The sequence below is a fragment of the Brevibacterium sp. MGP-B1 genome (assembly GCF_057766545.1).
The window spans coordinates 2,410,522-2,436,331 of the sequence record NZ_CM173407.1 but is presented as its reverse complement, the minus strand read 5'-3'; the positions used below and the strand labels follow the sequence as shown (position 1 = coordinate 2,436,331).

Annotated in this window: 27 protein-coding genes; 14 read left to right on the top strand and 13 right to left on the bottom strand. The window is 63.8% G+C overall.

Features of this window, described 5'->3' with window-relative positions; all coding sequences use genetic code 11:
- Positions 1-13 precede the first annotated feature (13 nt).
- The 3 genes from AC3CD9_RS11055 to ku form a co-directional block, all read right to left on the bottom strand.
- The gene (locus AC3CD9_RS11055) at positions 14-538 is read right to left on the bottom strand and encodes a Dps family protein (protein ID WP_488363909.1); all 525 of its coding nucleotides are present in this window, start codon (positions 536-538) and stop codon (positions 14-16) included.
- A gap of 124 nt (positions 539-662) precedes the next feature.
- On the bottom strand, positions 663-1,079 hold the full coding sequence (locus AC3CD9_RS11050) for a ChaB family protein (RefSeq protein ID WP_488363908.1): 417 nt from the start codon (positions 1,077-1,079) through the stop codon (positions 663-665).
- A 121-nt stretch (positions 1,080-1,200) separates the two neighbouring features.
- On the bottom strand, positions 1,201-2,103 hold the full coding sequence (ku, locus tag AC3CD9_RS11045; RefSeq protein WP_488363907.1) for a non-homologous end joining protein Ku: 903 nt from the start codon (positions 2,101-2,103) through the stop codon (positions 1,201-1,203).
- A 106-nt stretch (positions 2,104-2,209) separates the two neighbouring features.
- Between ku and AC3CD9_RS11040 the strand changes: the two genes are divergently transcribed.
- A complete protein-coding gene (locus tag AC3CD9_RS11040; RefSeq protein ID WP_488363906.1) occupies positions 2,210-2,839 on the top strand; it encodes a LysE family translocator in 630 nt (209 codons plus the stop codon).
- Between the two features lie 147 nt (positions 2,840-2,986).
- Positions 2,987-4,042: a hypothetical protein gene (locus AC3CD9_RS11035; protein ID WP_488363905.1), complete on the top strand. Its 1,056-nt coding sequence runs from the start codon at positions 2,987-2,989 to the stop codon at positions 4,040-4,042.
- An 11-nt stretch (positions 4,043-4,053) separates the two neighbouring features.
- Here the strand turns inward: AC3CD9_RS11035 and AC3CD9_RS11030 are convergent, their stop codons facing one another.
- Positions 4,054-5,985 (bottom strand): glycoside hydrolase family 15 protein, encoded by a 1,932-nt coding sequence (locus tag AC3CD9_RS11030; RefSeq protein WP_488363904.1) that lies wholly within the window; start codon positions 5,983-5,985, stop codon positions 4,054-4,056.
- A 76-nt stretch (positions 5,986-6,061) separates the two neighbouring features.
- Between AC3CD9_RS11030 and AC3CD9_RS11025 the strand changes: the two genes are divergently transcribed.
- On the top strand, positions 6,062-7,474 hold the full coding sequence (locus AC3CD9_RS11025; RefSeq protein WP_488363903.1) for a glucose-6-phosphate dehydrogenase: 1,413 nt from the start codon (positions 6,062-6,064) through the stop codon (positions 7,472-7,474).
- Positions 7,471-8,004: a DUF2231 domain-containing protein gene (locus tag AC3CD9_RS11020; protein ID WP_488363902.1), complete on the top strand. Its 534-nt coding sequence runs from the start codon at positions 7,471-7,473 to the stop codon at positions 8,002-8,004. Before AC3CD9_RS11025 ends, AC3CD9_RS11020 begins: the two co-directional genes overlap by 4 nt.
- A 27-nt stretch (positions 8,005-8,031) precedes the next feature.
- Here AC3CD9_RS11020 and AC3CD9_RS11015 read toward each other — a convergent pair whose 3' ends face one another.
- From AC3CD9_RS11015 to AC3CD9_RS11005, 3 genes are all read right to left on the bottom strand, one after another.
- Positions 8,032-8,760, bottom strand: a complete 729-nt coding sequence (locus AC3CD9_RS11015; protein ID WP_488363901.1) for an ANTAR domain-containing protein — start codon at positions 8,758-8,760, stop codon at positions 8,032-8,034.
- Between the two features lie 63 nt (positions 8,761-8,823).
- Complete coding sequence (locus tag AC3CD9_RS11010; RefSeq protein ID WP_488363900.1) at positions 8,824-9,624, bottom strand: helix-turn-helix transcriptional regulator; 801 nt, start codon at positions 9,622-9,624, stop codon at positions 8,824-8,826.
- A gap of 453 nt (positions 9,625-10,077) precedes the next feature.
- Positions 10,078-11,181: an FUSC family protein gene (locus AC3CD9_RS11005; protein ID WP_488363899.1), complete on the bottom strand. Its 1,104-nt coding sequence runs from the start codon at positions 11,179-11,181 to the stop codon at positions 10,078-10,080.
- 236 nt (positions 11,182-11,417) lie between these two features.
- On the opposite strand from AC3CD9_RS11005, the gene AC3CD9_RS11000 reads away from it, so the two are divergent.
- The 4 genes from AC3CD9_RS11000 (at position 11,418) to AC3CD9_RS10985 (ending at position 14,587) form a co-directional block, all read left to right on the top strand.
- The gene (locus AC3CD9_RS11000; RefSeq protein ID WP_167198715.1) at positions 11,418-11,561 is read left to right on the top strand and encodes a GPGG-motif small membrane protein; all 144 of its coding nucleotides are present in this window, start codon (positions 11,418-11,420) and stop codon (positions 11,559-11,561) included.
- Positions 11,562-11,620: 59 nt separating this feature from the next.
- Positions 11,621-12,877, top strand: a complete 1,257-nt coding sequence (locus AC3CD9_RS10995; protein ID WP_488363898.1) for a phospholipase D-like domain-containing protein — start codon at positions 11,621-11,623, stop codon at positions 12,875-12,877.
- A gap of 105 nt (positions 12,878-12,982) precedes the next feature.
- Positions 12,983-13,393: a DUF3224 domain-containing protein gene (locus AC3CD9_RS10990; protein WP_488363897.1), complete on the top strand. Its 411-nt coding sequence runs from the start codon at positions 12,983-12,985 to the stop codon at positions 13,391-13,393.
- A gap of 54 nt (positions 13,394-13,447) precedes the next feature.
- The gene (locus AC3CD9_RS10985) at positions 13,448-14,587 is read left to right on the top strand and encodes an XdhC family protein (RefSeq protein ID WP_488363896.1); all 1,140 of its coding nucleotides are present in this window, start codon (positions 13,448-13,450) and stop codon (positions 14,585-14,587) included.
- 792 nt (positions 14,588-15,379) lie between these two features.
- Here AC3CD9_RS10985 and AC3CD9_RS10980 read toward each other — a convergent pair.
- A complete protein-coding gene (locus tag AC3CD9_RS10980) occupies positions 15,380-15,811 on the bottom strand; it encodes an Hsp20/alpha crystallin family protein (RefSeq protein ID WP_062239447.1) in 432 nt (143 codons plus the stop codon).
- 121 nt (positions 15,812-15,932) lie between these two features.
- Between AC3CD9_RS10980 and AC3CD9_RS10975 the strand changes: the two genes are divergently transcribed.
- Positions 15,933-16,229, top strand: coding sequence for a MerR family transcriptional regulator (locus AC3CD9_RS10975; RefSeq protein ID WP_488363895.1), 297 nt, complete (start codon positions 15,933-15,935; stop codon positions 16,227-16,229).
- On the top strand, positions 16,226-16,420 hold the full coding sequence (locus AC3CD9_RS10970) for a hypothetical protein (protein ID WP_098731641.1): 195 nt from the start codon (positions 16,226-16,228) through the stop codon (positions 16,418-16,420). The genes AC3CD9_RS10975 and AC3CD9_RS10970 overlap by 4 nt, the downstream gene beginning before the upstream one ends.
- 33 nt (positions 16,421-16,453) lie before the next feature.
- Here the strand turns inward: AC3CD9_RS10970 and AC3CD9_RS10965 are convergent, their stop codons facing one another.
- Positions 16,454-16,732, bottom strand: a complete 279-nt coding sequence (locus tag AC3CD9_RS10965; protein ID WP_039207045.1) for a DUF3263 domain-containing protein — start codon at positions 16,730-16,732, stop codon at positions 16,454-16,456.
- Positions 16,733-16,976: 244 nt separating this feature from the next.
- Here AC3CD9_RS10965 and AC3CD9_RS10960 point away from each other — a divergent pair, with 244 nt between their 5' ends.
- From AC3CD9_RS10960 to AC3CD9_RS10945, 4 genes are all read left to right on the top strand, one after another.
- Positions 16,977-18,065 (top strand): hypothetical protein, encoded by a 1,089-nt coding sequence (locus AC3CD9_RS10960; protein ID WP_488363894.1) that lies wholly within the window; start codon positions 16,977-16,979, stop codon positions 18,063-18,065.
- 180 nt (positions 18,066-18,245) lie between these two features.
- A complete protein-coding gene (locus AC3CD9_RS10955; protein WP_488363893.1) occupies positions 18,246-19,304 on the top strand; it encodes a hypothetical protein in 1,059 nt (352 codons plus the stop codon).
- 34 nt (positions 19,305-19,338) lie between these two features.
- Complete coding sequence (locus AC3CD9_RS10950) at positions 19,339-20,706, top strand: PIG-L family deacetylase (protein WP_488363892.1); 1,368 nt, start codon at positions 19,339-19,341, stop codon at positions 20,704-20,706.
- Between the two features lie 8 nt (positions 20,707-20,714).
- The gene (locus AC3CD9_RS10945) at positions 20,715-21,413 is read left to right on the top strand and encodes a glycosyltransferase family 2 protein (RefSeq protein WP_488363891.1); all 699 of its coding nucleotides are present in this window, start codon (positions 20,715-20,717) and stop codon (positions 21,411-21,413) included.
- Between the two features lie 63 nt (positions 21,414-21,476).
- On the opposite strand, the gene AC3CD9_RS10940 is transcribed toward AC3CD9_RS10945, so the two are convergent.
- Genes AC3CD9_RS10940 through AC3CD9_RS10925 form a run of 4 tightly spaced genes read right to left on the bottom strand, consistent with a single transcriptional unit; the run spans position 21,477 to position 25,744 of the window.
- Entirely contained in the window at positions 21,477-22,136 is a 660-nt protein-coding gene (locus AC3CD9_RS10940) for a nucleotidyltransferase family protein (protein ID WP_488363890.1), read from the bottom strand.
- Positions 22,133-24,208 carry a molybdopterin cofactor-binding domain-containing protein gene (locus tag AC3CD9_RS10935; protein WP_488363889.1) on the bottom strand — a complete coding sequence of 692 codons (2,076 nt, stop codon included), beginning with the start codon at positions 24,206-24,208 and terminating at the stop codon, positions 22,133-22,135. Before AC3CD9_RS10935 ends, AC3CD9_RS10940 begins: the two co-directional genes overlap by 4 nt.
- Complete coding sequence (locus AC3CD9_RS10930; RefSeq protein ID WP_488363888.1) at positions 24,201-25,235, bottom strand: FAD binding domain-containing protein; 1,035 nt, start codon at positions 25,233-25,235, stop codon at positions 24,201-24,203. Before AC3CD9_RS10930 ends, AC3CD9_RS10935 begins: the two co-directional genes overlap by 8 nt.
- Entirely contained in the window at positions 25,232-25,744 is a 513-nt protein-coding gene (locus AC3CD9_RS10925; protein ID WP_172170577.1) for a (2Fe-2S)-binding protein, read from the bottom strand. The genes AC3CD9_RS10930 and AC3CD9_RS10925 overlap by 4 nt, the downstream gene beginning before the upstream one ends.
- Positions 25,745-25,810: the final 66 nt, after the last annotated feature.

Below are 25,810 nucleotides of genomic sequence, written 5' to 3'. Positions count from 1 at the left end.
GGCGGGGGCGGTCTCAGCTCGGCCGGCGCGTCTCGGCGCTGATGAACCAGGCCTGCTGTTCGAGCTGGGTGATGTATTCGTGGAACAGATCCGCGGTCGTCGGGTCGGCGGAGTCGACTTCGTCGTGGCAGCCGCGCATGCTGCCGACAGTGGTCTCGATCGCGCTCACGACGTGGTCGATTGCATCGTGGGTGGTGGTCTCTCCGCTCGGGAACGTCTCCAGATCCGTCTGCGCGGCGATGACCGCGGGCCGTCCGTCGGGCGAACCGTGCAGCGCCCTCATCCGCTCGGCGAGGGCGTCGCTGCCGTTTCGGGCTACTGTCGTCACCTCATCGAGGTTGAGATGGAGATCTCGGAAGTTCGTGCCGACGATGTTCCAGTGAGCCTGTTTGGCGACCAGGCTGAGAGCGATGAAGTCGACGAGAACGTTCTGCAGGTTCTTCGTCAGCGATTCGGGAGCGACGAACCCCTTTTCGGCGTTCTCTCTCCGGGTGCTCTCTGATCCGTGCGGTTCGGGAACGGTGACTGTGTCTGTCATGGTGCTCCGATCTCTGGTGGTGGATTCCGGCGAACAGCGGGGCGGAGACCCTCACGCTAGTACCGGCGTTCGGCTGTCGGAAGATCTCTCCATGCCGCTTCGTTTTCGCCGTTTCGGGTCGGTGTCAGGAGTTCTGCTTCGTCTTCCGCTTGTTCTCCTTCTCGAGCGCGTCGATGAGTTCCTTCTTCGTCATCGACGAACGTCCCGAGATGTCGAGCTTCTTCGCCTGTTCGTAGAGGTGCTCTTTCGAGGCGTTCGCGTCGACTCCGCCGGCGGTCGTGCGGTCGGTGTTCTTGCCGCCGGAGCTCTGAGCGTCCGACGGGCCGGAGGAGTCCTTCGCCTCCCACTTGTCGCCGACCTTCTCATAGCTGTGTTTGAGGGCGGCGTAGGCGACCTGGTGGGCGCGCTTCTCGTCCCCGTATTCGTCGATGGCCGAGTCGTAGGCCTTGGCGAAGGTCCGCTGTGCCTTCTTGCTCGACTTCTCCAGCGTGGAGGGCAGCTCGTTCTCCTTCGGCTTTCCTGTCTTAGTCGTCTTCGGCATAGTGGAACAGCTCCTTCGTGGTCGGTTCGTCGTTTCGGTCAGACTGTTGGTGTGTCTCCGTCGGCGGGTCTCTGGTCGGATGCATGGGGTCTCCTCCTGCAGATTCCTCGTGCGAGTCTCCTCATCCGGTGCGTTTCTTCGCGACTGACGACTTCTTCGTTTCCGATTTCTTCGACGAGGTCTTCTTTGCGCTCGCCTTCGCGCTCGACTTCTTGCCTGAGGTCCCCTTCTTCGACGATCGAGAACTGTCCACGGATTTCCGCAGGGCCTCCATAAGGTCGATGACATCGCCTCCGGAGTCCTCCTCGGCGTCGTCCTCGGCGAAGGTCTTCTCGACATCGAAACTCTCGCCCGATTCGATCTTCGCGTCGATGAGTTTGCGCAGTTCGACCTGGTAGTCGTCGCTGAACTCCTCGGGGGTGAAGTCCTCGGAGTAGGACTCGACGAGTTTCTCCGACATCTCGAGTTCCTTGTCCGAGATCTTCGCCTTCGAGTTCACGCCCTTGAAGTCGACGTCGCGGATCTCATCAGCCCAGCGCAGGGTCTGGATCATGAGGACCTTTCCGCAGACCCGCAGCACGGCCAGACGCGTCCGGGTGCGCAGAGTGAGCTTGACGATCGCAGTCCGCTCGGTGTCCTCGAGCGTCTGACGCAACAGGAGGTAGGCCTTCGGCGTCTTCGACGTCGGCTCGAGGAAGTAGGCCTTCTCGAGCATGATGGGGTCGATCTCGTCGCTGGGAACGAATTGCAGGACGTCGATATCGTCGTTGTCCTCTGCCGGAAGAGCCTCGAAGTCCTCACTTGTGAGGACCACGCGGTGCTCGCCGTCGTCGAAAGCCTTATCGATGTCGTCGTACTCGACGGTCTTCCCGCATTCCTCGCAGCGATGCTGATTGCGGATCCGCCCTCCGTCCTTCGCATGGACCTGGTGCATTCGCACGTCGTGGTTCTCCGTGGCCGAGTACAGCTTCACGGGCACATTCACGAGGCCGAAGGCGATGGATCCGGTCCAGATAGCTCTCATGCCACCATTGAAACGCAGGTTTGGAACACTGGCTAGCCCCCTTGGCCGACCCCATGCCGATAGGCTGGCACGATTGACTACGATCAGTTTCGCTCGGAAGAGGACAATGGAACCACAGCAGCTAATAGCCTGGGCCCTCGTGGCGGTCATCGGCGCGGCCACACCTGGAGTTGACCTCATGATCGTCCTTCGGTCGACACTCTTCCACGGACGACGCTCAGGATTCGCCGCCGTCATCGGTGTCGAAGTCGGGCATGCCATCTGGGCAGTCGCCAGCCTTGTCGGCCTGACTGCGCTGCTTGCCGCCTCAACGATCGCATACGACGTGGTGCGGATTGCCGGAGCGTGCTATCTCGTGTGGTTGGGGTGCATGGCGATCTGGAAGTCCCTTCCGCGCAACCGTTCAACCGACACGGAGACCGCAGCACCGGCTCCTCAGAACCCGATCGATGCTGCTCGCAGCGGACTGATCAGCAATATGCTCAACCCCAAAGTCGGAGTCTTCTACATCAGCATCCTTCCCCAGTTCCTCCCGACTGAAGCGACAGCAGGCGGCTGGGGATTGCTGCTGGTCTCCATCGCCCTGGCCGTCGGCATCATCTGGCACTCGGCGATCGTCCTCGCCGCCACTCGAGCTCGAGGCGTGCTCACACGTGAACGCGTCAAGATCTGGCTCGATCGCACGAGTGCTGCCGTGATGATCGCTCTTGGAGTGCGCTTGGCAACCGAGCACTGACGGAGCGCGAGCAGACGTGCGCCGGAGACACACAGAATGGTGTGGCTGTTCACAAGGCAACGGGTGCCCGTGCTGTAGGGGGTAGACGGTCGAGCGCCCGTGATTCAGGATAAAAGAATGAGTTCAGAAGCGAAGGTTGTCGGACTGATGGCCGATTCCGGGGTGCCGCAGAAGATCGCTGAGTCGGTGGCGGGGTCGCTGAAGCGAGAATTGGCCGATCGTATCGAGGATGTCGAGTGGAACGTCGACGTCAGCAAGGAATCGTTCTCACTCACCCCTGACGGCGACATCCCTTTTATGCACGAGTCCGAAGATCTGAGAAATCGGTATGAGTGGGACTACATCGTGTATCTGACCGAGCTGCCCCGCCACCACGCCAAAGACCCGCTTCTGTGCGAAGTCAGCACCGCCAATCGGGCACTGCTGGTGTCGGTGCCGGCTCTGGGCGCCCATCGCCTTCTGGCGCAGACACGGAATCTGGTGGTTGCGCTCATCGCCGCGACGCAGCAGGGAACCGGGGAGAACTCATTGGAGGACTCCGTCCGATCGATTGCCAAGTTGAGAAGCGCGCGGGGCGACAGCGGCGAGGGACGAGACGACACTGCCTACATCGTGATGCCCGGATGGCACAACCGGCTGCGGCTGCTGTTGGGAATGGTGCGCAGCAATCGGCCCGGGCGGATGCTTCCTGCGCTGAGCACCTCCATCGCCGCGGCAGCGGCCGTGGGCACATTCGGTGTCTTCTACAGTTCGATCTGGACGTTGGCCGATGCCCTGCATCCGGCGCGTCTCCTCCTGATCGGTCTCCTCGTCGTCGCGGCGCTGACGTTCTGGCTGATCTTCCGCAATCACCTGTGGACCAAGCGACGCGACGCGGTGTACGCATGGCAGGGGGGATTGGACAACACCACCACGGTCATCATGGTGGGCACCAGTGTGGCCCTGATGTTCCTGGTCCTGTTCGCATTCCTGTTCATACTGGGACTGGTCGTCGTCGACGCCCGTCAGCTCAGTACCGAACTCATGCACCCTGCGAGCTTCTTCAATTACCCGCAGCTTGCGTGGTTGGCGGCATGCCTGGGCACACTCGCCGGAGCACTCGGCTCCAACTTCGACAGCGACGAGGAGATTCGGCGAGCAACGTACAGCAAACGCGAAAACGAACGTCGGCAACGCCGCGAAACCGAGGACGAAGAGACCTGAACTTCTCCGGCTCAGACTCTGGAGGCGGGAGACCCGTCTTCGAGCGCGTCGACGGCGCGGACGAAACCGAGATGGCTGAACGCCTGAGGGTAGTTCCCGGCTAGATGACCTGTGCCGGAATCGTATTCCTCGGCGAAGAGCCCCAGGTCAGAGGCGTAGCCGCACAGCCTGTCCATGAGCTTCTCGCCGTCCTCGTCCCGTCCGCTCTTCGCGTACTGCTCGACGAGCCAGAAGGAGCACATGAGAAACGAATGCTCCTTGCCGGGCAGACCGTCGAGGCCGGCTTCCGTGCGGTAGCGCCGGACCATATTCTGCTCGTCGAGGAGGTCCTCCTCGATCTTCTTCACGGTGCCGAGCATCTGCGGACCGTCTGCGGCGATCAGCCCGGTGGTCGGCAGCTGGAGCAGCGAGGCGTCGACCTCTTTGTTGCCGTAGGTCTGGGTGAACGAGTTGAGCTCTTCATCGAAGCCGTGCTCCATGATCTCCTCATACAGCCGGTCGCGCAGCGACCTCCACCGTCCCACCGGTCCCGACAGTCCGTGGTCTTCGACGGCACGAGCTCCTTGGTCGAATGCGGCATACATCATCGCGCGCCCTTGGGTGAAGTATTGGGCCGAGCCGCGCATCTCCCAGATCCCGTGGCCCCTTCGGTCGAGATTGCGTTCGACGAAGCTGAGCAGATTCTTCTGCAGCGCCCAGGAGAACTCGTCCTCCTGCACCCCCGCATCGCGCAGGGAGGACAGGGCCAGCATCACTTCGCCGACGACATCGGACTGATATTGGGAGTACGCCCCATTTCCCACTCGGACGGGGCGGGAGTTCTCATAGCCGCCGAGGTGGTCCAGTTCGTGTTCGTCGAGGTTGCGCTCACCCGCGATGCCGTACATGATCTGAACGTCGTCGGGGTCCCCGGCCACCGCCCGCAGCAGCCAGTTCCGCCAGTGCAGGGCCCCGTCGGTGAAGTCGTGGTCGACGAGGGTGCCGATCGTCAGCGAAGCGTCCCGCAGCCAGGTGAAGCGGTAGTCCCAGTTGCGCTGCCCGCCGAAGTCCTCGGGCAGCGAGGTCGTGGGAGCTGCGACGATGCCGCCGGTGGCCTCGTTCGTCAGCGCTCGCAGGACCAGCAGGGACCGGAGGACGAGTTCCTCCCGTCGGTTTCGGACGCTGATGTGGGACGCCCATTCCTCCCAGTCGGCGCTCGTGTCCTCGAGAGCCTGTGAGACGTCGATCGGCTCCGGCGCATCGAGGTGGGACCGGTGCCAGGTGAGCATCCATTCCAGCACGTCGCCTTCGGACATGTCGAAGTGTCCGACCAGCGCCGAGGCGGTCGCACCCTGAGCGTCGTCGGGTCGGCTCTGCCCGCTGGTCGTCTCTGTGCCCCCGTGGTCCCTGTCGCGCCGCCGCTGGGCATCGCTGTCCGGGTCGAGGTCCGGCCCGGTGAGGATGAGTGCGTCGGGTCCGGCGATCGACAGCAGCCCGGATTCTCCGGAGCCGACGCTCCCGACTTTCCGGATCCACGGTGTGGCACGTCCGTAGTCGAAGACGATGCGCAGGTCGTGTTCGACGACCGCAGTGCCTTGGACGCATTCGACTCGTCGGATGACGCGGGTCCGCCGGTCATGTTCCTTCACCTGTGTGTCCGACTCCGTAGAGAGGAAGTCCGTGACACGGATTCTGCCGACATCGGTCTCCCAGATGGTTTCGACGATGAAGGTGCGATCGAGGTATCGGCGCTCGACGACTGCCCCGTCTGGCACCGATATCAGCCAGCGACCGTCATCGGCGTCGCCGAGCAGGGCGGAGAAGACCGAGGGGGAGTCGAACCGGGGACAGCAGAGCCAGTCGATGCTGCCTTGTCGGGACAGCAGCGCGCCGGTCCGTTTGTCCGAGAGCAGCGCGTAGTCCTCGAGCGGTGTGCGGTTGCAATGGCGGCGATCTGTACCCATCAGGTCAGTGAAGCAGATCCTGGAGCGGTTTTTAAGGGGGGTCCCGCAAACCCGGGATCGGGCGTAGGGTCCCGACATGGATGCCATGAAGAATCTTGTGATCCTGGGGGCCTCGGGCGATCTCGCCTCCCGGCTCCTGCTGCCCGGCCTCGGCACGCTGCTGACGAACTCGACCGAGAGACGCGTCTCCGTCATCGGTTCGTCGCAGGAACCGGATGTCGATTTCCAGCAGATCGTGACCGATGCCTTCGATTCGGTCGACGCGCACGGCCCCGCTGTCACCTATGCTCGCGAGAACGCCGCGTACATTCAGTGCGATGTCACCGACGGTGAGAGCCTCGGAGATCTCCTCTCGAAGATCGACACTCCGGCTTGTCTGTACTGCGCGCTGCCTCCCCAGATCACCATGAAGGCGCTCGAGGCGATGGCCGCTCTCGAGCTTCCCGAGGATCTGCTGTTGGCCCTGGAGAAGCCGATCGGCTTCGATCTCGACTCGGCCGAGGAGATCAACGCCGCGGTCGCGCGCCTGGTTCCCGAGGAACAGACCTTCCGGGTCGACCATTTCCTCAATCTGCCCGCAGTCCTCGACTTCATCGGTCTGCGCTTTGCCAACCAGGTCGTCGAACCGCTGCTCAACCGTGAGAACGTCGCCTCGATCGAAATCGTCTTCGATGAGAGCCTCGGCCTCGAAGGCCGCGCCGCCTACTACGATCGGGCGGGGGCGTTCAGGGATATGATCCAATCCCATCTGCTCCAGGTCATGAGCCTGGTGATGATGGATCCGCCCTCGGTTTTCGACCACGTCGAACTGCCTGCGCTGACCGCCCACGTGCTGCGATCGACGAAGATCTGGGACGACGATCCGTCGACTGCGGTCGCCCGCGGCCGCTATACGGCAGGCGAGCTCGACGGGCGCAGCCTTCCGGCCTACACGAGCGAGGACGGCGTCGATCCCGCGAATGAGACCGAGACCTTCGCTCAGGTGACACTCGAGGTCGACACCTGGCGGTGGAGCGGCGTTCCCGTGACGTTGCGCTCGGGTAAGGCGATCGGCAGTCCGCGCCAGGAGATCGCTGTCACCTTCCGGCGACCGCCCCACACCTACTCCTGCTTCGGCGGGCCTTCTGCCCTGACTCCGAACATTCTGCGGATCGGCCTCGACGACGAATGCTTCGGGCTGGACATCAACCTCGGCGGCCCCTCTGACCAGAGGGGTCTTGCCACGGCAACGGCCCGTGCGGAAGTGGGGGAACCGGGACTCGAATCCTACGGGGGAGTTCTGCGGGGGATCCTCGACGGCGACCCGACCTTCAGCGTCCGCGGTGATGCCGCCGAGGAGGGCTGGCGAATCGTCGAGGACATCCTCGACGCCTTCGACTCCGGAGCGGTGCCCTTGCAGGACTACCGGGCCGGAAGCGCGGGGCCGACCGCCGAGAAGGAGCGGTCGGGCCACAACATTGTGAGCACAAGCGAAAGGCGGCAGAGATGAAGTTCCTCAACACGACCACGGAGAAGATCGAATCGGGGCGTGCCCTCGACCAGTTCTCCGCGCCACTGGCAAAGGCCGTGCGCAAGCTGACGGAGTTCGGGCCGGTGAAGGATGCGCTGTCGGGCTCGTGGCTCGGGCATCCGCTGCACCCGATGCTCACGGACGTCCCCATCGGAGCGTGGTCGATGGCCACACTGCTCGATCTCACCGGTGGGGAGGAGAGCGCAGCGGCCGCGAAGAGGCTCGTCGGGATCGGAGTGCTCTCGGCCGTGCCGACCGCCTTGTCGGGTGCCTCCGACTGGGGCGAGGCCCACGGCCCGGTACAACGAGTGGGCATCGTCCACGCAATGACCAATTCGATCGGCGCCTCCCTGCAGTCCGCCTCCTGGCTGGTCCGAGCGAAAGGGCATCGGAAGACGGGGGTCCTCTTGTCCCTCGTCGGACTCTCCGCAGTGGGAGTCGGCGGCTACCTGGGTGGGCACCTGACCTACGCCCAGGGAGCCGGCGTCAAGCGCACCGCCGTCAAGTGAACCGAAGCGCAGCGGTGCGAGAACTCGTCAGAGCTTCTGCTGCCCTGCTACGGTCCCAGTGCGCGTCAGCTCGTCCGCGATGTCGCGGAGCTTGCGATTCGACAGCGAGCTCGATCGAGTGAGGAGCATGAACGCTTCCTCGTCGGTGATCTTGAAGCGCTCCATGAGGATCCCCTTGGCCTGGCCGATCGTGTCACGGCTGAGGAGAGCCTCTCGCAGTTGCTTCTGCGTGCGGGACTCGGAGAAGTCCAGCTGGGCCTGCGACCTGAGGTCGAGTCCGGCACGTTCGGAGTCAGCGGTGAAGGCGTTCGGGCCGAAGGAGTACAAGCTCAGTGCTGCGAGCAGGTCATCTTCGGCGAAGAGTTCGATCGTGAGCATGCTGCCGACTCCTGCGCGCGTCGCCTGCTGGGCGAATGTCGGCCACCGGCCTTCGACGCTGACGTCGGGGAGGCTCACGATGCTCTGTTCGTGGATGGCATCGAGGCTCGGCCCCTCACCGAGGCGGACCTGCAGCCAGTCGAGGAGGAGGGGCAGAGGACCGGAGGATGCGACGGACTCGATCCTCTGCCGTCCGGTGATGAGGCTCAGTGAGGCGAAATCGGTCCCCTCGACCGATTCGATCGCCTTCGCAACGACCGTGGAGAGAGTGCGCGCCGCGGGGCCGCGGCGCGGGACCGTCGAACAGGCACCGTAGGTGCCGGGCTCTGTGAGGCCAGGGGAGCAGCGAGCATCGGCGCCGGGACGAGAGGGGTGCATGGGAAGTCTCCTCAGGATGCGCACGGTTGGGTCTGCAGCTCCAGCCGGAGCCTTCGAATGATTCTAGCCCCGCAGAGTGTGGGAGGGGTTCATTCCGTAGGCACTGCGGTAAGCGCTGGCGAACCGGCCGGCGTTGGCAAAGCCCCAGCGTTCGGCAATCGCGGAGACCGTATCGCCGCGGGTGGGATCGGCATGCTGCAGGTCCTGCCGGGCGTGTTCGAGCCGCACCTGCCGCAGGTAGCCCAGCGGCGTGGTATCGAGGTGGCGTCGGAAACCGTATTGGAGGGCGCGCACGCTGGTTCCCGCGACGGCTGCGATCTCACTCAGCTGCAGCGGCAGATGCGCGTGAGCCTCGATGTGCGCAGCCGCGCGGCGAACAGCGGCCGAGGTGATGCCGCCGGGGCCGGGCGTGTACTGGCGTGTCATCGTCGTGTTCGGAAAGGTGTGCAGCGCGGCGGTGGCGACGGTGCGAGCCAGATCCTCGGGCAACGATGATGACTGCAGCGGCGACTCGGGATCCATGAGGGCTGAGGCGGCGAAGTTCATCAGCGCATTCCAGTAGCGGCTCATCGCCGGCGAGACCGGTGTGACGTCGTGGAACTCCAGCGTGTCCGCGGGCACTCCCGCGATGTCCTCTGCGACCTGCTCGATGCGTCTTCCGGGCAGTCGCAGAGTCGTCACATCGAAGTCGCGCATGGAGAAGTCGATCGGCACTCCCAGCGGATAGAACGCGACATCACCTGGCGTCGACGAGGAACGGGTGCTGCGACCGCTGACCTCGACGCTGCCGCGGTGCACGGCGAAGAACAGGAAGTCTTCGAAGCCCTCGGCCGAGGTCCCGTGGTAGTCGATCGACGTGCGCACTCGGTCTGCGCCCAGGACGGGGGTGCGTCAGCGCCGAGAAGCGTGCCCGATCGCGAATCGAACCGAACTCCAACCGACTGTCGGCATACATCTGCCGGATGAAGTCGGTGATCTCCGCTTCATCGCGTGATGAGAACTGGGTGCGGTCCAGGGGTGCGCTGTGCGGGCGGGTGTCGTTCTGTTCACGGTTCGGCATCATGCCTCCTCGTCCTGCGAAGAACCGGCTTCGTCGACGACTGTCAGGACAGTCTACGCAGGAGCAGGCCGCAGAGCGAAGACTTCTTGCGCACAGACGTGACACTGATGCCTTCTATGGGTGACCGTGGGAACAGCGTCAGGTGGAAGCCCGGGATCCCACCGAGACGTAGCCCGGGCGGGTTGAGAACACGGCCCGCCCGGGCGCCTCCATCACTTCTGCTGAGCGTGGCGCCGGCCCCGCGGCGGACCTGCGCTTCAGTTGGATTCTCGGGCGCTGCGGGCCGAGGCGACGTCGTCGACGATGACGACGATGTGGCGCAGGCTCGTGATGAGAGAGCCATAGATCGGCCACGTGGTCTCCGGAAGCGACCGATCCTGGGAGATGTCGGTCGACAGCTGTTGGAGACGATCGAAGATCGGTTCGACTTCGGCATCGGGATCGGCGATGGAGCGTCCGGCGTCGGCGACGATCGACGCCCACTCGTCGCGGAACCAGGTGTTCCATTCTCTTTCGGACGAGGAGGCCTCCCGGAGAGTGCGGGCGAGGTTCCGCAGGTGGGAGATGCCTTCGTCGGCTCTGAACAGGATGCTCTCGTAGCTTTCCTTCTCCGCGGAGTCGGCTGTGTCTCCTCGGCGTCGCAGTCTCTTGGAGCGAATCGCTGTGCGGGGGTTGATGCGTCGGCTCTCACGGGCGAACCGCACGGTCTGCCAGGCCGAGTCGAGTTCTCGGCTCATGGCTTCAGTCCGCTCGAACCACTCCTGGGCGACATCGGTGTCCCACGTGTGGGAGAACTGGTCCGACATGTCTGTGAGCACTTCGCCCATCTGCCGGTTGATGCTGTCGATATAGCGTGCCGCCTGTCGATCCCGCAGAGGTGGGACCATGAGGAGGTTGACCGCGAGGCCGACTGCCACTCCGAGGGCGAGTTCGAGGAGACGGTCGACGAGCAGGGGCTGCTGAGAATCGAATCCGGAGCCGAGGACGAAGATCGCCGTCGTCGCGATCGCCACACCTTCGTCGCGGATCCACGACAGTCTGGCTCCGGCCAGACCGACGAGCATCGCCAGAGCGAAAGTCCAGAGGCTGACACCGAGGTAGTTCCCGATGAGGAAGGAGACTCCCACGCCGATCATCGACGCGATCGTCGTCTGCACCCCTCGAGAGAACGACCGGTAGACGGTGGCGTGGACCGTCAGCAGCGCGGTCCACGGTGCAAGGAACGGCATCTGACTCTCAAGCACGGTATCAGAGATCCACCAAGCGCCCGTGGCGGCGATCACGCCCTTGGCGATCTGTAGCAGGTCGGTGGCGAATTCCGGCCGCCGGAGATATTCCGCCGCTGAGCGTGTGTGGGGCATGGTCGGCTCCTCGCCTCGAATTCCGGTCAGAACAGTTGAGCTTCGGCAACAGTGTACGGGGGCGTTTCGCTCTCTCTTCCATTGGACTCTGCTTTCCGTGGGGACCGCTTCCGGTTCCACCTGCTGAGGCACCGTCACCGTCGTGCCAGGTCAGCGAAGCGGTGTTAGATTGGCGACTCGAAGGCGAACCGGCCGCCAGCAGGCGGCCTTCGCAATCATCGAATGAAGGAGTACCCATGGCTGTCATTCTCTGGATCATCGCAGCGCTGCTCGTCGTCTCGGGCATCGCTGCCCTCTTCAGGAAGCAGATTCTCTGGGGAGTCGTGCTCATCGTCGTCGGCTGCCTCGTCGGCCCCGGGGGAGTGAGCATCTTCACCTGACCGAGGCTGACCGGTGGCCGCTGAGGCAGTCCGTCAGGGTGGAAGGATACAGTGAGCGGATGTCTCCTCTGAGAATCCCGTCCCTCCACCACTTCGGTCGCCTGCGGCGAATCGTGCCGTGGGCGGTCGCCGGTGTTGCTGGTGTCGTGCCGGCGACCGTCGCCGCCTCGATGGTCGTCGACCTCATTCAGCAGCGGGGGCGGAAGTCGCGCCCTGCGCCGCGGCCGGGAACATTCAGTTCGACGGTCGAGCAGTCAGAACTCGACATCTACACCGATGGTGCCACTCTCTACGAGGACATGCTCGAAGCGATCGGCTCGGCACGTGAGTCGATCCTCATGGAGACGTTCATCTGGAAGAACGACGAGGTGGGGCAGAGGTTCATCGACGCGTTCAACGCGGCATCGGCCCGAGGCGTGGAGATCCATCTCATCTACGACGGCTTCGCCAACCTCTCGATCCCTCCCTCTTTCTACCACCAACTCTCGGCTGACATCCACGTGCTCCGGATGCCGACTGTGAGGCGCAAGTTCTGGAGAGGGCCACTGCGCCATTCGGGTTTCAACCATTCGAAGATTCTCGTCATCGACGACGATGTGGCCTTCGTCGGCGGGTTCAACATCGGTTCTCTCTACGCCCGTCACTGGCGTGACACCCACCTGCGTTCGGTCGGTCCCGGGGCTTGGGGTCTGCGGCAGACCATCGCACAGGTGTGGAACGAATTCCACGACACCGGTGAGCAGATCCCGTGGGTTCCGCCTGCGGCCTGGGAGTCGAAGCTGCGGGTCTCGGCGAACCTCCCGATCCACCTCGTCTATCCGATTCGCAGCATGTATCTCAACGCCTTCGCCCGTGCCCGGAAGCGGATCTGGCTGACGACTCCCTACTTCATCCCCGACCAGCAGCTGCTGCGGGCCCTCATCGAAGCTGCGGGGCGGGGAGTGGACGTGCGGGTCATGGTTCCGCAGGAGTCCAACCACATTCTCGGGGACTGGCTCTCGCGGGGATTCTTCGAGCAGATGATCAACTCCGAGGTCACGGTTCTGCTCTATACAGCGAGCATGATCCATTCGAAGGTCGCGACTGTCGACGGCGAATGGTCGACGGTGGGCACGGCGAACATCGACCGGCTGTCGTTGACCTTCAACTATGAGACCAATGTCGAAGTCATCGACAGCGCATTCGCCGCTGAGATGGAGAAGGTGTTCGACAGCGACTCCGCGCACTGCATCGAACTCGGCTCAGGGTGGCTCAACCGCCACCGGCTGGCCAAGCTCGCCGAACGCGCCCTAGTGCCGATGCGCCCCTGGCTGTGACGCAGACTTTCCGCACTCTTCGCTCCTGTCCTCGTGCGCAGTCCCATCCCGATCATTTTCGGGGTAGCGTGGACGAGAGGACCTGCCAGCAGAGAGGGCCGATGCATGGACGCATCAGGAGCATTCACCGTCGAGACGTTCACCCCGGTCGATCTTCCGCGCGAAGAGACGCCGACCACGGCCACCCCGGTCGGTCTCGCGCGGATGGAGAAGCATTTCACCGGCGAAGTCAGCGGGCACTCGACGACGCTGTTCACCTACGCGGTGGACCATGCGACCGACGTCGGCGGCTATGTCGCCATGGAGTCGTTCGCAGGGAAGCTGCACGAACGCACGGGCACCTTCAACTTCTCGCATTCGGCGACGACATCCGGTGAGGACCGAGACAACGAATCGTTCGTCATCATCCCGTCGAGCGGCACCGGAGATCTGGCCGGGATCACTGGGACCGGTGGGCTGAGGAACGAAGACGACGGCACTCATCGTGTCTGGCTGACGTACGAACTGCCCGAATAGTCCGTTCGCGTCAAGACTCTGTCGGTGACGTTCCCGACGGTATAGTCTCGGCCCATGCTCGACGTTCTCTCCGCCGCTGCGACGCGGCTCTTCGACTCGCAAGAGCCGCAGAATGTCGCCGTCGCGACGGTCATCGCGACAGAGGGTTCGGTCCCGCGACCGGTGGGGACCTCGATGCTCGTCGATGCCGCCGGCGGAATCGTCGGATCGCTCACCGGAGGATGCGTCGAAGGAGCCGTGCTCGAGGCGTGCCGGGAGGCGCTCGCCACCGGGAACTCCTCGGTACAGAGGTTCGGCTACAGCGATGACGATGCCTTCGCCGTCGGTCTGATGTGCGGTGGCCGCATCGACGTGCTCATCCAGCCCTTCCGCTCAGGCTGTCCCGGTCTGCGATCGGACAGTGGACCGACAGCCGTGGTGATGCGCCTGCCTACCGCCGATGACGACTGTGCCCCAGCGGCAGCTGTCTCGGCCAGCGCTGTGGATGAGAGCACGGGGCCGAGCACCGAATCCTTGGCTGTCAGACTCGGTCCTCTGGTACCCGAAGACGTGGTCGAGACCGCCGCGCAGCGCGTCGGGGCCTTTATCCGCAGCGGCCGCACCGGCAGCATCCGCCTTGCGCCCCCGGAAGGCGGGAGCGAGCCGATCGAGCTCTTCGTCGAGACCCGCATCGAGCCGGCCCATCTGCTGGTCGTCGGAGCCAACGCCTTCAGTCTCGCCCTCGTCGAAGCGGCCAGACCCTTGGGACTGCGCATTACCGTCTGCGACCCCCGTCCGTCCTTCGCCGACCAGACATCGTTTCCCGGCGCCGAGGTGGTTCGGGCCTGGCCGCACCGATTCCTCACCGAAGCGGCCGCCACCGGTGAGTTCGACACCCGGAGCATGATCTGCGTCCTCAGCCACGACCCGAAGGTCGACATCCCCACCCTGGCCGTCGCACTCGACCTCGACGTGGCCTACGTCGGGGCGATGGGCTCGCGGCGCAGCGACCGCGACCGCCGCGCCGCGCTGCGCGAAGCGGGAGTGGCGAGCCCAGCACTGGCACGGTTGCATTCGCCGATCGGTCTCCATCTGGAGACGTTCGCCCCCGCCGAGGTGGCTGTGTCGATCCTCGCAGAGATCCTCGCTGTACGCGGTGGCCGCCGACAGGTCGTTCCCCTCAGCGACGAACGGGAAGATTCGCCTCTTCACTGAGGCGAAACGAGTCGCCAGTCGCTGGCTGCATCTTCGCATTCGACTTCGATATGTCAGTCATAGCATTCTGTTGTTCCTCATAGTGCCTGCCCCTGGCGTGCGACACGACCTCACCTTCAGGACTACAACTCATGACGAGCGCTAGGAAGCATTCATATGCGATGATCGCTCAGTCATGGGCGATGGCGGACTGTGGCAGTCTTGCCGATAAGTGCGCGAGCGAGTGCTCGAGCGTGCCAGGGCCAGACAATCAACAGTTTCTCCAAGAAGCTGACGAACATGTTCTCCTCGTTTCTCATCTCAACCGAACATGGTCTGGCCCCGGGGGATAGCCCGGGGCCAGAAGGGGAAGCCGTGGACGGGCCCGCATCACTTCGTCGTCATTGTGACGTCACTGCCGCGGATCTTGCGTCGAGCACACTGGTAGAAAGAATTGCGGACGCGACCACACGGCTGTGTAGCTCATCCTGGGTGCGGAAACGTCTCACCTCCTTTCATCGAAGATGTCAGCGCCGTTTGAACCGGGGAGGAGAGCGCTGACAAGCGAGGACTCGGTAGGCGATAACCTGGGCTGCTGAGAGACCGGGAGACCGGAACAGCAGCCACGGTGAGGAGTGCCTGAAGGTCCGGCACTCGCAATGACTCAAAGCCCGCGGTTCATCATCTGCGTGGTGACTCGTGTCGAGGCCGCGCAGTTCGCGGTCGCTGAGGATGATCGCCCAGAACGCAGCATCGATACCCAGCTGGACGTCTGGTGCACACGTCTGCATGGGAACACCCCACCAGTTGTAATTAGGCGCTGATGGCTGCCGGTTCAGCAGAGCCTGAGTTGATGGCGATCTTGCGGGGTTTCGCTGATTCCGCGACCGGGATGCTGAGTGTGAGCACTCCGGCGTCGTAGTTCGCCGTGATGTTGCTGGTATCGAGGTTGTCGCCGAGGACGAGTTGTCGGCTGAAGGTCCCGCGGGGCCGCTCGGCCGCGACTGAAGACTCCCCATGGTCGGGGGCGGGCCGTTCAGCTTTGACGGTGACGACGTTGTTCTCGACGTCGAGGTCGATGTTGTCGGGATCGATTCCTGGAAGGTCGAGTTCGACGCGGAAAGTATCGCCGTCGCGCCAGGCGTCCATGGGCATCATCACAGGGCGGGCCGTTGTGCCGGTGGCTCCGAAGATTTCTCTGCTCAGGCGTTCGACTTCGCGGAATGGGTCTGTGCGCATCATGATCATTGGTGAAACCTCCTTTGCTGGATGGTGGATTTGTGCAGATGATAGGATCTACATCATCTGATAGACATATGATTTAGTCGATCAGAGTGCGAATGTCAACACTGTTTCAGGAGGAATTTTGGGAGATAGTGAGACGGCGACTTCAGAGTCTGGGGGGCGCTTGTTCTCGATTTCGCGTGTTGCGGAGTTGACCGGTGTTGGGGTGCAGTCGTTGCGGCAGTACGAGGCACGTGGTCTCGTGACGCCTATGCGAAGTGAGGGTGGGACGCGGCGGTTCAGTCGCGGGGATATTGCTCGTCTGCGGCGTGTGCGCGAATTGGTTGACGTTGGTGCGAATCTCGCTAGCATCGGAATCATTCTTGATTTGCAGGATGAGAACACCTCGCTTCGGTACGAATTGAGGAGGATGCAATGATGGCAGACAGTGTCCGCCCCGGCGTCGAAGTGCCCGGGCCGGATTGGAACGAACAGCTCGTCGACGCCGCAACGCATATCGACGACGGTTACGAAGAGGCTGAGCCTCACTGGGGAGCAATCCGCGAAGCGGATGTGGGCGATGTTGCCGATCAATCCATCGTTGTAGAGGTTGATGATGAAGACGGGTGAGAAGCCGCGCTGATCTGATGGCGGCATATCGGGCTATAGGGGGAAGCTGCTGTGCTTCTTCCATCGGCCTTGCCGGCGTTCGAATGCGAACCGTTCCGCTCGCAACCGCCTCACCCGCTCCACAACGTCCGGGGCGTAACCGTATGCGGCGTCCGTATCCACGATCCCCTCGAGCACGATGGCGTACCTCTCTGCTGGAAGTTCGATTCGCTGGCACAACTCGTGTCGCCCCGCCGCAGTAGACGCAGTCTTCTCGAAGTCGAGGATCAACCGATCATGCTCGGACAGTTCGTGCACAGTGCCGGGGACCATGGAGACCATTGTGACACAGCAGAATTCGACACCGCGTATGTCGCTGCTCACTCTGTCTTGGTCACCTCGATTCAGGGGGACCGCTCGCCGGCCAGTCCGACGCAGTTGTCCGAGGCTGAGCTGGCGATAAAACTTCAGACAGCGAAGCCGACGTGTAGGACTACCCCATAGTGATTACGCTCACTAGACTTCGGAACCAGAACAATCTTCTATACAACTCGCTGGTCGAGTAGCGGAGGACTTTATGCCCACCACCTCATCCCAGGCCCTTCAAGTGCTGGTCGTAGCCGACCCAGGTCTGCCCAGCAGGCGAGCGGCTTCCATCCACTCCTCGTTAGAGCGATATCTGCGTGAGGCGTATGGGGTCACAACGACGCTGTACACTCGCACCGACACGGTCTATCTGACACCCGAGCGCGAGCTGGCTCTAGACGCAGTCGAAGATCTCCGCGCTGATTACCCCGACGTCAACATCATCCTCATCCTCACAGAGATCCCCCGGCACACCCAGGGCGACCCTCTGATCGCCGAAGTCTACTCGGACCGCAACCTTGCAGTCGTCTCATGCCCCACACTCGGCGCGTTGGCCACCAAGCGCCGCATCATCAAAGTCATGATGAGCTCGGTGAACAAGTTGGTTCCGTGGGACCCCGAAGCCACGACGCGCAAATTTCTGCTCGGATGGTCGAACTGGTCGAACAACGAAGACTCCAGCCATCAGTCCCTGCATGCCCACACCATCACCGGAGGCCCACGGCTGATTATGGGGATGACGATTGCCAACGAACCCTGGCGCACGGCTCCGAAGCTCTCAGGAGCCCTCGCGGCAGCCTCGGCAACCGGAGCTTTCGGCATCTTCTACAGTTCGATCTGGCAGATGTCGACCTACCTGTCCACCCTCCGGCTGCTCTCAATCGGCGCGCTCGCTGTCCTGGTGATGGTCGCCTGGTTGATCGCCAGTCACAAACTCTGGGATCGACCGGTCAACGAACGTCTGGCCACGGTAGTCATGTACTACAACCTCTCCACCGTCCTCACACTGCTGATCACTGTGATCGCTCTCTACGCGGCACTGGTCGTCCTCATTCTCCTGGGCGGCCTCGTCGTTATCGATCCGGCATTTATGACCCAACAGATTCAGCAAGAGGCGTCGTTCACCAACTACCTCGATATCGCATGGCTCAGCGCGGCCATGGGTGTGGTCGCCGGCGGCATCGGTGCCAGCTTCGACACTGATGCCGACGTGCAGAAACTGACTCATGGCCAGCGGATGCGGCAGCGAGTCTATACAGACAACAGCACAGATGCCGACGACACGGTGGAGAGCAGTTGACTGAGATCTGCCAAGCATGCCGCTAGTCTGCACATTGGGGTGATGTGGAAGAGCCGGCTGGAATTGGGTATCTGCACCCACCTGAGATATGAGCGTGTTCAGAGCCATCACCTCCGACTGCCTCCTGCGTGTTCACCACACACCGAGTTCCGACAAGATGTTCTGCCTGAAGGACGTGAAATGGAAACCCTGTTCGACTCAACCTCGTCTCGGATCATCCCCACACCGTTCGAACCGTGGTGGGAAACTCCAGACTTCAGGGATGATCTCTCCGAGGTCGTTACGAGCAGTGCGTCCACTGTCGACAAGATCACCGCCCTTGCCCGTCTTCTGCAGCTCACAGGGTGTTCACCTCAGATCGATCAATGGGAAAGGCTGCTTCAACTGGCTGCTATCGACATCGGCGTCGCTCGTATGCTTGAACCCCACGTCGACGCTCTGGGCATCCTTGCCGAGGCCGGACACGAAACACCTGACCCCGATTCGGCCTGGGGCGTGTACGCGGCTGACCTGCCCACACATCGCGTGAACGTGGTCGATGCCGGTGCGGAGAACCTCCTCACCGGCACGAAAGCGTGGTGCTCTTTGGCCGCGGAACTCACCGACGCGATCGTCATCGCCAGCGGCAGCGACGGGAACCGAGCCTACGCGGTGAATCTTCGGCACCCTCGTGTACGACCGCAGACAGGTGCTTGGCCGAGTCTGGGTCTCAGAGAAATCCCGAGCGGCTCAGTCGTCTTCGACCGAGCACCCGCGACGAGTGTCGGCCCCCCGAATTGGTACCTTGACCGCCCCTCTTTCGCTTGGGGTGGGATTCGCGTGGCAGCCTGCTGGTTCGGTGGAGCATTGGGACTGGCCCGGCGTGCAGCCCAAACCCACCTGAACAGGGCTGGGCGCTCGCCGATGGGAGAGATGCAGCTCGGGCAGCTTGATGCTGAGATCTTCGCGGTCCGCACCATGTTGGCGCAAACTGCTGCTGCAGCGGATGGGGATGAGGCGTTCTCGCGAGAACACGCGTGGAGACTGGCTCTGAGAGTTCGCAACAACATATACCGCAGTGCCCAACGGATCCAGCTTCTGAGCAGGGAGCTGGCCGGTCCCGCGGTCCTGACGAGTGATGCGGCATTTGCCAAAGCTGACGCTGATCTCACCGTCTACCTCAGTCAGCATCACGGGCCTCGGGACGAAGCTGCTTTGGGCGAGAATATCTGTGCGGTGCCAGATGTCGATGAGGTTTAGCCACCAAGACCGCAGCACCAGAGAAGATGCATGGGTGCAGGCGGGTGCCCTTGACCTTCCGGCGGTTCCGGAGAGCACAATCGCCACAGGCGGAACGATCATCGTCCTTGCCGCACACCCAGACGATGAAGCGCTGGGAGCCGCTGCGCTGCTCGCACGTGCTGATGAGTGGAGCTGCCAGCTGAAAGTCCTACTCTTCAGCGCAGGCGAGAAATCGCACCCTGAATCGCCGACGTATACCGGCGATCAGCTCAAAAGCATCCGTCTGGAGGAGTTCGATCGTGCGCTGAGCACCTTCGACAAGGCGCACTCCAGTCGTTTTCTCGATCTGCCCGACAGTCAGCTGCCCGAATATTCAAGCCAGATCAGAGACGTGATCCGACAGGAGATCGCACGATCAGATGGGCCGGTGACACTCGTTGCGCCTTACAGCCGGGATGGGCACTGTGACCACGAGGCGGTGGGCGCCGCGGCGCTGGACATCGGGCGATCACATCATGTCGTAGTACTCGAATATCCCATCTGGTTCTGGCACTGGGCTGCTCCCACAGACCCTCGGTGGCAGGCCTGGCAGGTCTTAGCCGACCCACAAGGCCTCGATCGAAATGCTCTGCTCGCGTGTTACCCGTCGCAGACAGAAGCGCTGTCGGATCAGCACGGGGACGAAGCGATCCTCACCAGCGTCCATTTGGAACACTTCATCCGGAGCCACGATACCTTCGTGATCACGGACTTCAGATCCGGTGAGGCATCGCCGAGCTCTGGTCAGGAGGGAATAGGCTCGCGGATCAATGATGCGTGCACTGCGTCGGCGGTGTTCGATGATGTGCACAGAGAACGGAGCGATCCGTGGACGGTATGGGACTCCGAATACGAAATCGCCAAACGCGAGACCCTTGTGTCCCACCTCCCGTCGACCTCGTTCTCCCACATTCTCGAGATCGGTTGCTCAGTCGGCGCTTTGACGCGGGAGCTTGCCGCTTACAGCGTCAGAGTGACAGCTGTCGATGCCAGCTGCGAGGCGCTGAAAACAGCGAAACGTCTGCAGACGACCACTGCAACCGAAATAGCCTTCCTGCACGCCACTGTCCCATACGAATGGCCCGAAGGGCATTTCGACTGCGTCGTCCTCTCAGAGTCCGGCTTCTATCTGACACGTGCACAGCTGCAACGAACGTTGGAACGCATTGATGAATCAACCCCATCTTGCTTTGTGCTCGTTCTGTGTCATTGGAAAGGTGACATCGAAGACTGGCCTTTGACCGCCGATGAAGTCCATGACGCGTGCCTGGACTACTGGCCCCGACTGCGGACCGATTTTCGCTCCGAGGCCGAGTATCGTCTCGATATCGTGACGGTGGACAAAACTGACGATTTCCTCCCTGCGGAAGCCGTTGAGTGATCACTCACTTGGGCATCGTCATCCCGGCTCACAATGAACAAGACGAGATCCTCGGCTGTCTCGACTCGGTGGCCCAAGCGTGTGCTCAGGTCCCTGACGGGCTCGGGCCATTCTCCACTCGAATCCTCGTCGTGGCCGACGCCTGTACCGACGAGACGGTGAGCCGCGTCGCAGACTTCGCCGAACAGCATCCACAAGTCACGATACTTGAGACGTCGTTCAAGAACGTGGGCAGTGCCCGGAATTTCGCCTGGAATCACTTCAAGCAGATGGCTGAAGCTGATCGTGATGTCAACTTCGACCTGACATGGATTGCGTTCACCGATGCGGACAGCAGAGTTCCCACCCACTGGCTGACGACGCATCTTGCCATGGCGGAAGCCGGAAGCGACTGCCTAGTCGGCACAGTGTCGCCTCGACCTGATACCGGGTCGGCAGCGCTGATCGCGAAATGGCACTCTCACCACACGTTACTTGAGGACCATCCCCACGTGTTCGGCGCGAACCTGGGCATTCGAGGCTCGTATCTCAACATCATCGGCGGCATGCCTCAGCTGCCACTTGGCGAAGATGCCGCAACCGTTGCTGCAGTGCTCGCCGCCGGAGGAAACGTGAGACGCACTGATACCTGCCGGGTTCTCACCTCGGCCCGTCTGGAGGGACGCGCGGAGGGAGGCTTCAGCAGCTTTATGCAGAGCCTTCTTTGAGACCCGACTCTGCTCACAGCACTTGAGGCCGCCTCCGGCCGAGTTGCTCCCGACAACCCAGAGCTAATCGCGAGAACTGACGACTGTCAGCCTGTGCAGGTCCTTGGGCACATCGACATCGGCCCCGTCGTCGAGGTCGGAGCAGTCGACGAGGTCGACGACAGCTCTGTGCGTCTCGAGCAGGTCGCGGGCACCGACGTCGCCGTGCGCGGCGGCCGCCGCCTGGCTCGTCCAGCTCTCGTCGAAGAGCACAGGGTGACCGCGGTGCAGCGACCCGTTCGCATCACAGTGGCCCGCAGCGGTGATCGCACGGGGACGATGGGCGGCGATGAGACGAGCGACTTCCGCCGCACAGATTCCGGGACGGTCCACAGGTGTGACCATGACATCGGGTCCGGGGCCGATCGCCTGCAGGCCGCGGCGCAGCGAGGAACCCATACCCGAAGACCAGTCAGGGTTGAACGCGACGGACACGCGGTCACACCCGGCCAGCAGGCTCGCGACCTGCTCGCTGCAGGCTCCGGTGACGACTGTGACGTCCCGGCAGCCACCGTCGAGCAGGGCGAGGACCATCGACTCCACCAGGGTGAGCCCGTCCCCCCGCGTCAGCAGCGCCTTCGACCCTCGGCCGAGGCGTCGTCCGGCTCCGGCGGCGAGGATGAGCCCTCTCGGGCGACGGGCTGTGCACCGATCGGGACGAGCCGTGGCGGACTCGCCGCTCACGTCGGCAGGAATGCGTCGCCGAAGACCGGCAGATCGCGGACCCGCACCCCGCTGGCGTTGAATGCGGCGTTCGCGATCGCCGCGGCGGCTCCGACGATGCCGATCTCGCCGATGCCGCGAGCACCGAGCGGCCCGGCGTGCGGGTCCTCCTCATCGAGCCAATCGGCCTCGATATCGGTGATGTCGGCATTGACAGGCACGTGATACTCCGCGAGGTCGTGGTTGACTACGTGACCGAACCGGGGATCGAGTTCGCCTTTCTCGTGCAGCGCCATCCCCACGCCCATGGTCATCCCGCCGATGAACTGTGAGCGGGCGGTGCTCGGATTGACGATGCGACCGGCGGAGAACATTCCGAACATGCGATTGAGCCGGATCTCTCCGGTGGCGGGGTGGATGCGGACCTCGGCGAACTGGGCCCCGAAGGAGTGCAGGGCGAACTTCTCCGCCGCCGGATTGGCTTCGGCCTCACCGCAGGCCTCGGCGCCGACGGCGGGGTCGGTGCCGTGTTCGGAGCGGAGCGCCTGCGCTGCGGCGACGATCGCGGTGCTCCAGCTGGCCAACCCTGTCGACCCGCCGGCCACGGTCGCATTCGGCAGCGCGGTGTCGCCGATGCGCAGCTCGACCTGATCGATGGGGACGCCGAGGCAGTCCGCGGCCGCCTGTGACAGGGCCGTCCATGTGCCGGTGCCCAGATCGGCGGCACCGATCGAGACTTCGAAGCCTTCGGGGGTGCGGCGGATCCGCGCGACGGAGCCCGGCTGCCGACCGGCCGGATATGTCGACGAGGCCACCCCCATGCCGATGAGCCAGCCGTTCTCCCGCCGGGCGCGCGGCTGCGGATTCCGCTTCTCCCAGCCGAAGCGGTCTGCGCCTTCTCGCAGACAGTCGACGAGGCGGCGCTGATTGAACGGCAGCCCGGTGTCCGGGTCCGTGGTCGGGTCATTGCGCACCCGCAGCTCGATGGGGTCGAGGCCGGCGGCGACGGCGAGCTCGTCCATGACGATCTCGAGCCCGACCATGCCCGGTGCCTCTCCGGGGGCGCGCATCCATGAGGGCACCGGAACGTCGAGCGGAACCACTCGTTGGGTGAGCCGGCGGTTGTCGCCGGCGTACATCATGCGGCCCGGCTTCGTGGCCTCCTCGGGGAACTCCTTGGTCTGTGAGGACATGGACACCGCATCGAAGGCGAAGGCGGTGATCGTGCCGTCGCTGCGTGCACCCAGACGAATGTGCTGGAGGGTGGGTGCCCGGTAACCGGTAATCGCGAACATCTGCTGTCGGGACACGGCGTACTTCACCGACCGGCGCGGCACTGCTTCGGCCGCGAGGGCAGTCAGCATCATCATATCGGCGTGGGGAACGCCCTTGGAGCCGAAGCCGCCGCCGACGTGCGGGGAGATGATGCGGATCGCCTCCGGGTCGAGGCCGAGGACCGGTGCCAGAGTCGACCGTGCGGGGTGCACCCCCTGCGTGGAGGTCCACAGGGTCAGTGAGTCTCCGTCCCAGCGGGCGACGGTGGTGTGCGGTTCCATGGGATTGTTGTGCTCCATGGGCGTGCTGTAGCGCTCATCGATGCTCACGGCCGCCTCGGCGAGGGCCGTGTCGACATCGCCTGTGCGCACATCCCCGCTGCCGGACTCCGGTTCTCGCGCGGCGGGGTGGTCCTCCCGCAGCTCGACATCGTGATCGTCCTGATCGTAGGTGATATCGACGAGTGAGGCCGCGTGGCGGGCCTGCTCGGGGGTGGTCGCGATGACAGCGCCGAGGTACTGGCCGCGGAATCCGATCTCAGCAGAGCGCAGGATCGCGAGTTCGCCGTCATCGGTGCTCGCCAGCTCGGGTGCGTTGTCGGCGGTGAGCACGTACACCACCCCCTCGGCTGCTTCCGCCGCGGAGACATCGATGTGCGCTGCGCGTCCGCGGGCGATCTCCGCCTGCAGGGGGTAGAGGTAGAGAGGATCGGTCAGGGGGTGTTCGTAGGCGTAGGGGGCGCGTCCACGCACCTTGTCGGGTCCGTCGAGGCGCACCTGGTGCGTGCCGACGGACGTGGTCGTGAGCAGGTCACTCATGAGCGTCCTCCGTGGTCGTCTCCGGCAGGGCTTCCGAGGCTCCGGTGAGCTCGGCGAGCACGGTGGTGATCGCGCCGCGGGTCATCGGAACCTTGAAGCTGTTGCCCTCGAGGGGCTCGGCGGCCTCGAGCTCGGCGTCGGCGGCTGCCAGGAACGTCTCGGCGGTCGGTTCCGCGCCACGCAGCACCGCCTCGGCGGCGCGTGCACGCCAGGGTTTGTGGGCGACTCCGCCGAGGGCGATCGAAGCCTCACGGATGATCGGTGCCGGTCCCGAGGCGTCGACGTCGACCCGGGCCGCGACGGAGACGAGAGCGAAAGCGTAGGACGCGCGATCGCGGATCTTCCGATACGTCGCGGCGCCGGGCCGCGGGGGAGGGAGCTCGAGCGCCGTGATGAGCTCCCCGTGTTCGAGGACCGTGTCCTGCTCGGGACGGTCGCCGGGCAACCGGTGGAGCTCGGTGACCGGGATCCGGCGCTCACCGGTCGGACCGAGGACGACGACCTCGGCGTCGAGTGCGGCCAGGGCGACCGCCATGTCGGAAGGGTGGGTCGCTACGCAGTCCGGTGAGGCGCCGAGGATGGCGTGGTAGCGGGTGTAGCCGCCGATGGCTGAGCAGCCGGAGCCGGGTTCGCGTTTGTTGCAGGGGGTCGTCGTGTCCTGGAAGTACACGCACCGGGTGCGCTGCAGCAGGTTGCCGCCCATCGTGGCCGCGTTGCGCAGCTGACCGGAGGCGCCGGAGAGCAGGGCGCGTGAGAGCATCGGGTAGTCGCGGCGGATGCGCGGATCGGCGGCGGCATCGCTGTTGCGCACCATCGCACCGATCCGCAGGCCCCCGTCCGCCAGCTCATCGATGTCGGTGAGATCGAGGCGATTGATGTCGACGACCAGGGCGGGCTCCGCGACCCCGAGCTTGAGATGGTCGACGAGGTTGGTTCCCCCGGCGAGAAATACAGCATCGGGTCTGACGGCGACACTGGCCACGGCACCGGCGGTGTCGGTTGCGCGTTCGAAGTCGAAGGGGTTCATCGTGACTCCTCTGCGGCTCGGCTCACGGCCGCGACGATGTTGACGTAGGCTCCGCAGCGACAGAGGTTGCCGCTCATCCGCTCGCGGATCTCCTCCTCGGACAGCTCCACGGGCCCTTCGAGGTCCTCGGTGACCACGCTCGGAGCGTCGTCGGCGGCCTCGGCCAGCATGCCGGCGGCCGAGCACACCTGCCCCGGGGTGCAGTACCCGCACTGGAACGCGTCGAGGGCGAGGAACGCCCGATGCAGGGTTGAGAGTTCGCCTTCGGGAGCCAGACCGTCGGCGGTCGTGACCTCGGCACCGTCGTGGGTGAGCGCGAGCGCGAGGCAGGAGTTGAGCCGACGGCCGTCGACGAGGACGGTGCAGGCCCCGCATTGGCCGTGGTCGCAGCCCTTCTTCGCAGACATCACCCCCAGCCTGTCCCGCAGGGCATCGAGAAGGGTGGTTCGGGAATCCACGACCAGGGTGTGCTCCTGGCCGTCGACGGTGAGGTGCAGCGAGTGTCCCATGAGGGCCCTCCAGACAGCGTTGTCGACGTCCGGCCAATCTAACCCCGTTCGGACACCCCGACAAGA

Bases quoted from the DNA above. Each gene is read 5' to 3' on its own strand.
- AC3CD9_RS11055 (WP_488363909.1), bottom strand. From the start codon at position 538: ATGACAGACACAGTCACCGTTCCCGAACCGCACGGATCAGAGAGCACC.
- AC3CD9_RS11050 (WP_488363908.1), bottom strand. From the start codon at position 1,079: ATGCCGAAGACGACTAAGACAGGAAAGCCGAAGGAGAACGAGCTGCCC.
- ku (WP_488363907.1), bottom strand. From the start codon at position 2,103: ATGAGAGCTATCTGGACCGGATCCATCGCCTTCGGCCTCGTGAATGTG.
- AC3CD9_RS11040 (WP_488363906.1), top strand. From the start codon at position 2,210: ATGGAACCACAGCAGCTAATAGCCTGGGCCCTCGTGGCGGTCATCGGC.
- AC3CD9_RS11035 (WP_488363905.1), top strand. From the start codon at position 2,987: ATGGCCGATTCCGGGGTGCCGCAGAAGATCGCTGAGTCGGTGGCGGGG.
- AC3CD9_RS11030 (WP_488363904.1), bottom strand. From the start codon at position 5,985: ATGGGTACAGATCGCCGCCATTGCAACCGCACACCGCTCGAGGACTAC.
- AC3CD9_RS11025 (WP_488363903.1), top strand. From the start codon at position 6,062: ATGGATGCCATGAAGAATCTTGTGATCCTGGGGGCCTCGGGCGATCTC.
- AC3CD9_RS11020 (WP_488363902.1), top strand. From the start codon at position 7,471: ATGAAGTTCCTCAACACGACCACGGAGAAGATCGAATCGGGGCGTGCC.
- AC3CD9_RS11015 (WP_488363901.1), bottom strand. From the start codon at position 8,760: ATGCACCCCTCTCGTCCCGGCGCCGATGCTCGCTGCTCCCCTGGCCTC.
- AC3CD9_RS11005 (WP_488363899.1), bottom strand. From the start codon at position 11,181: ATGCCCCACACACGCTCAGCGGCGGAATATCTCCGGCGGCCGGAATTC.
- AC3CD9_RS11000 (WP_167198715.1), top strand. From the start codon at position 11,418: ATGGCTGTCATTCTCTGGATCATCGCAGCGCTGCTCGTCGTCTCGGGC.
- AC3CD9_RS10995 (WP_488363898.1), top strand. From the start codon at position 11,621: ATGTCTCCTCTGAGAATCCCGTCCCTCCACCACTTCGGTCGCCTGCGG.
- AC3CD9_RS10990 (WP_488363897.1), top strand. From the start codon at position 12,983: ATGGACGCATCAGGAGCATTCACCGTCGAGACGTTCACCCCGGTCGAT.
- AC3CD9_RS10985 (WP_488363896.1), top strand. From the start codon at position 13,448: ATGCTCGACGTTCTCTCCGCCGCTGCGACGCGGCTCTTCGACTCGCAA.
- AC3CD9_RS10970 (WP_098731641.1), top strand. From the start codon at position 16,226: ATGATGGCAGACAGTGTCCGCCCCGGCGTCGAAGTGCCCGGGCCGGAT.
- AC3CD9_RS10965 (WP_039207045.1), bottom strand. From the start codon at position 16,732: ATGGTCCCCGGCACTGTGCACGAACTGTCCGAGCATGATCGGTTGATC.
- AC3CD9_RS10960 (WP_488363894.1), top strand. From the start codon at position 16,977: ATGCCCACCACCTCATCCCAGGCCCTTCAAGTGCTGGTCGTAGCCGAC.
- AC3CD9_RS10955 (WP_488363893.1), top strand. From the start codon at position 18,246: ATGGAAACCCTGTTCGACTCAACCTCGTCTCGGATCATCCCCACACCG.
- AC3CD9_RS10935 (WP_488363889.1), bottom strand. From the start codon at position 24,208: ATGAGTGACCTGCTCACGACCACGTCCGTCGGCACGCACCAGGTGCGC.
- AC3CD9_RS10930 (WP_488363888.1), bottom strand. From the start codon at position 25,235: ATGAACCCCTTCGACTTCGAACGCGCAACCGACACCGCCGGTGCCGTG.
- AC3CD9_RS10925 (WP_172170577.1), bottom strand. From the start codon at position 25,744: ATGGGACACTCGCTGCACCTCACCGTCGACGGCCAGGAGCACACCCTG.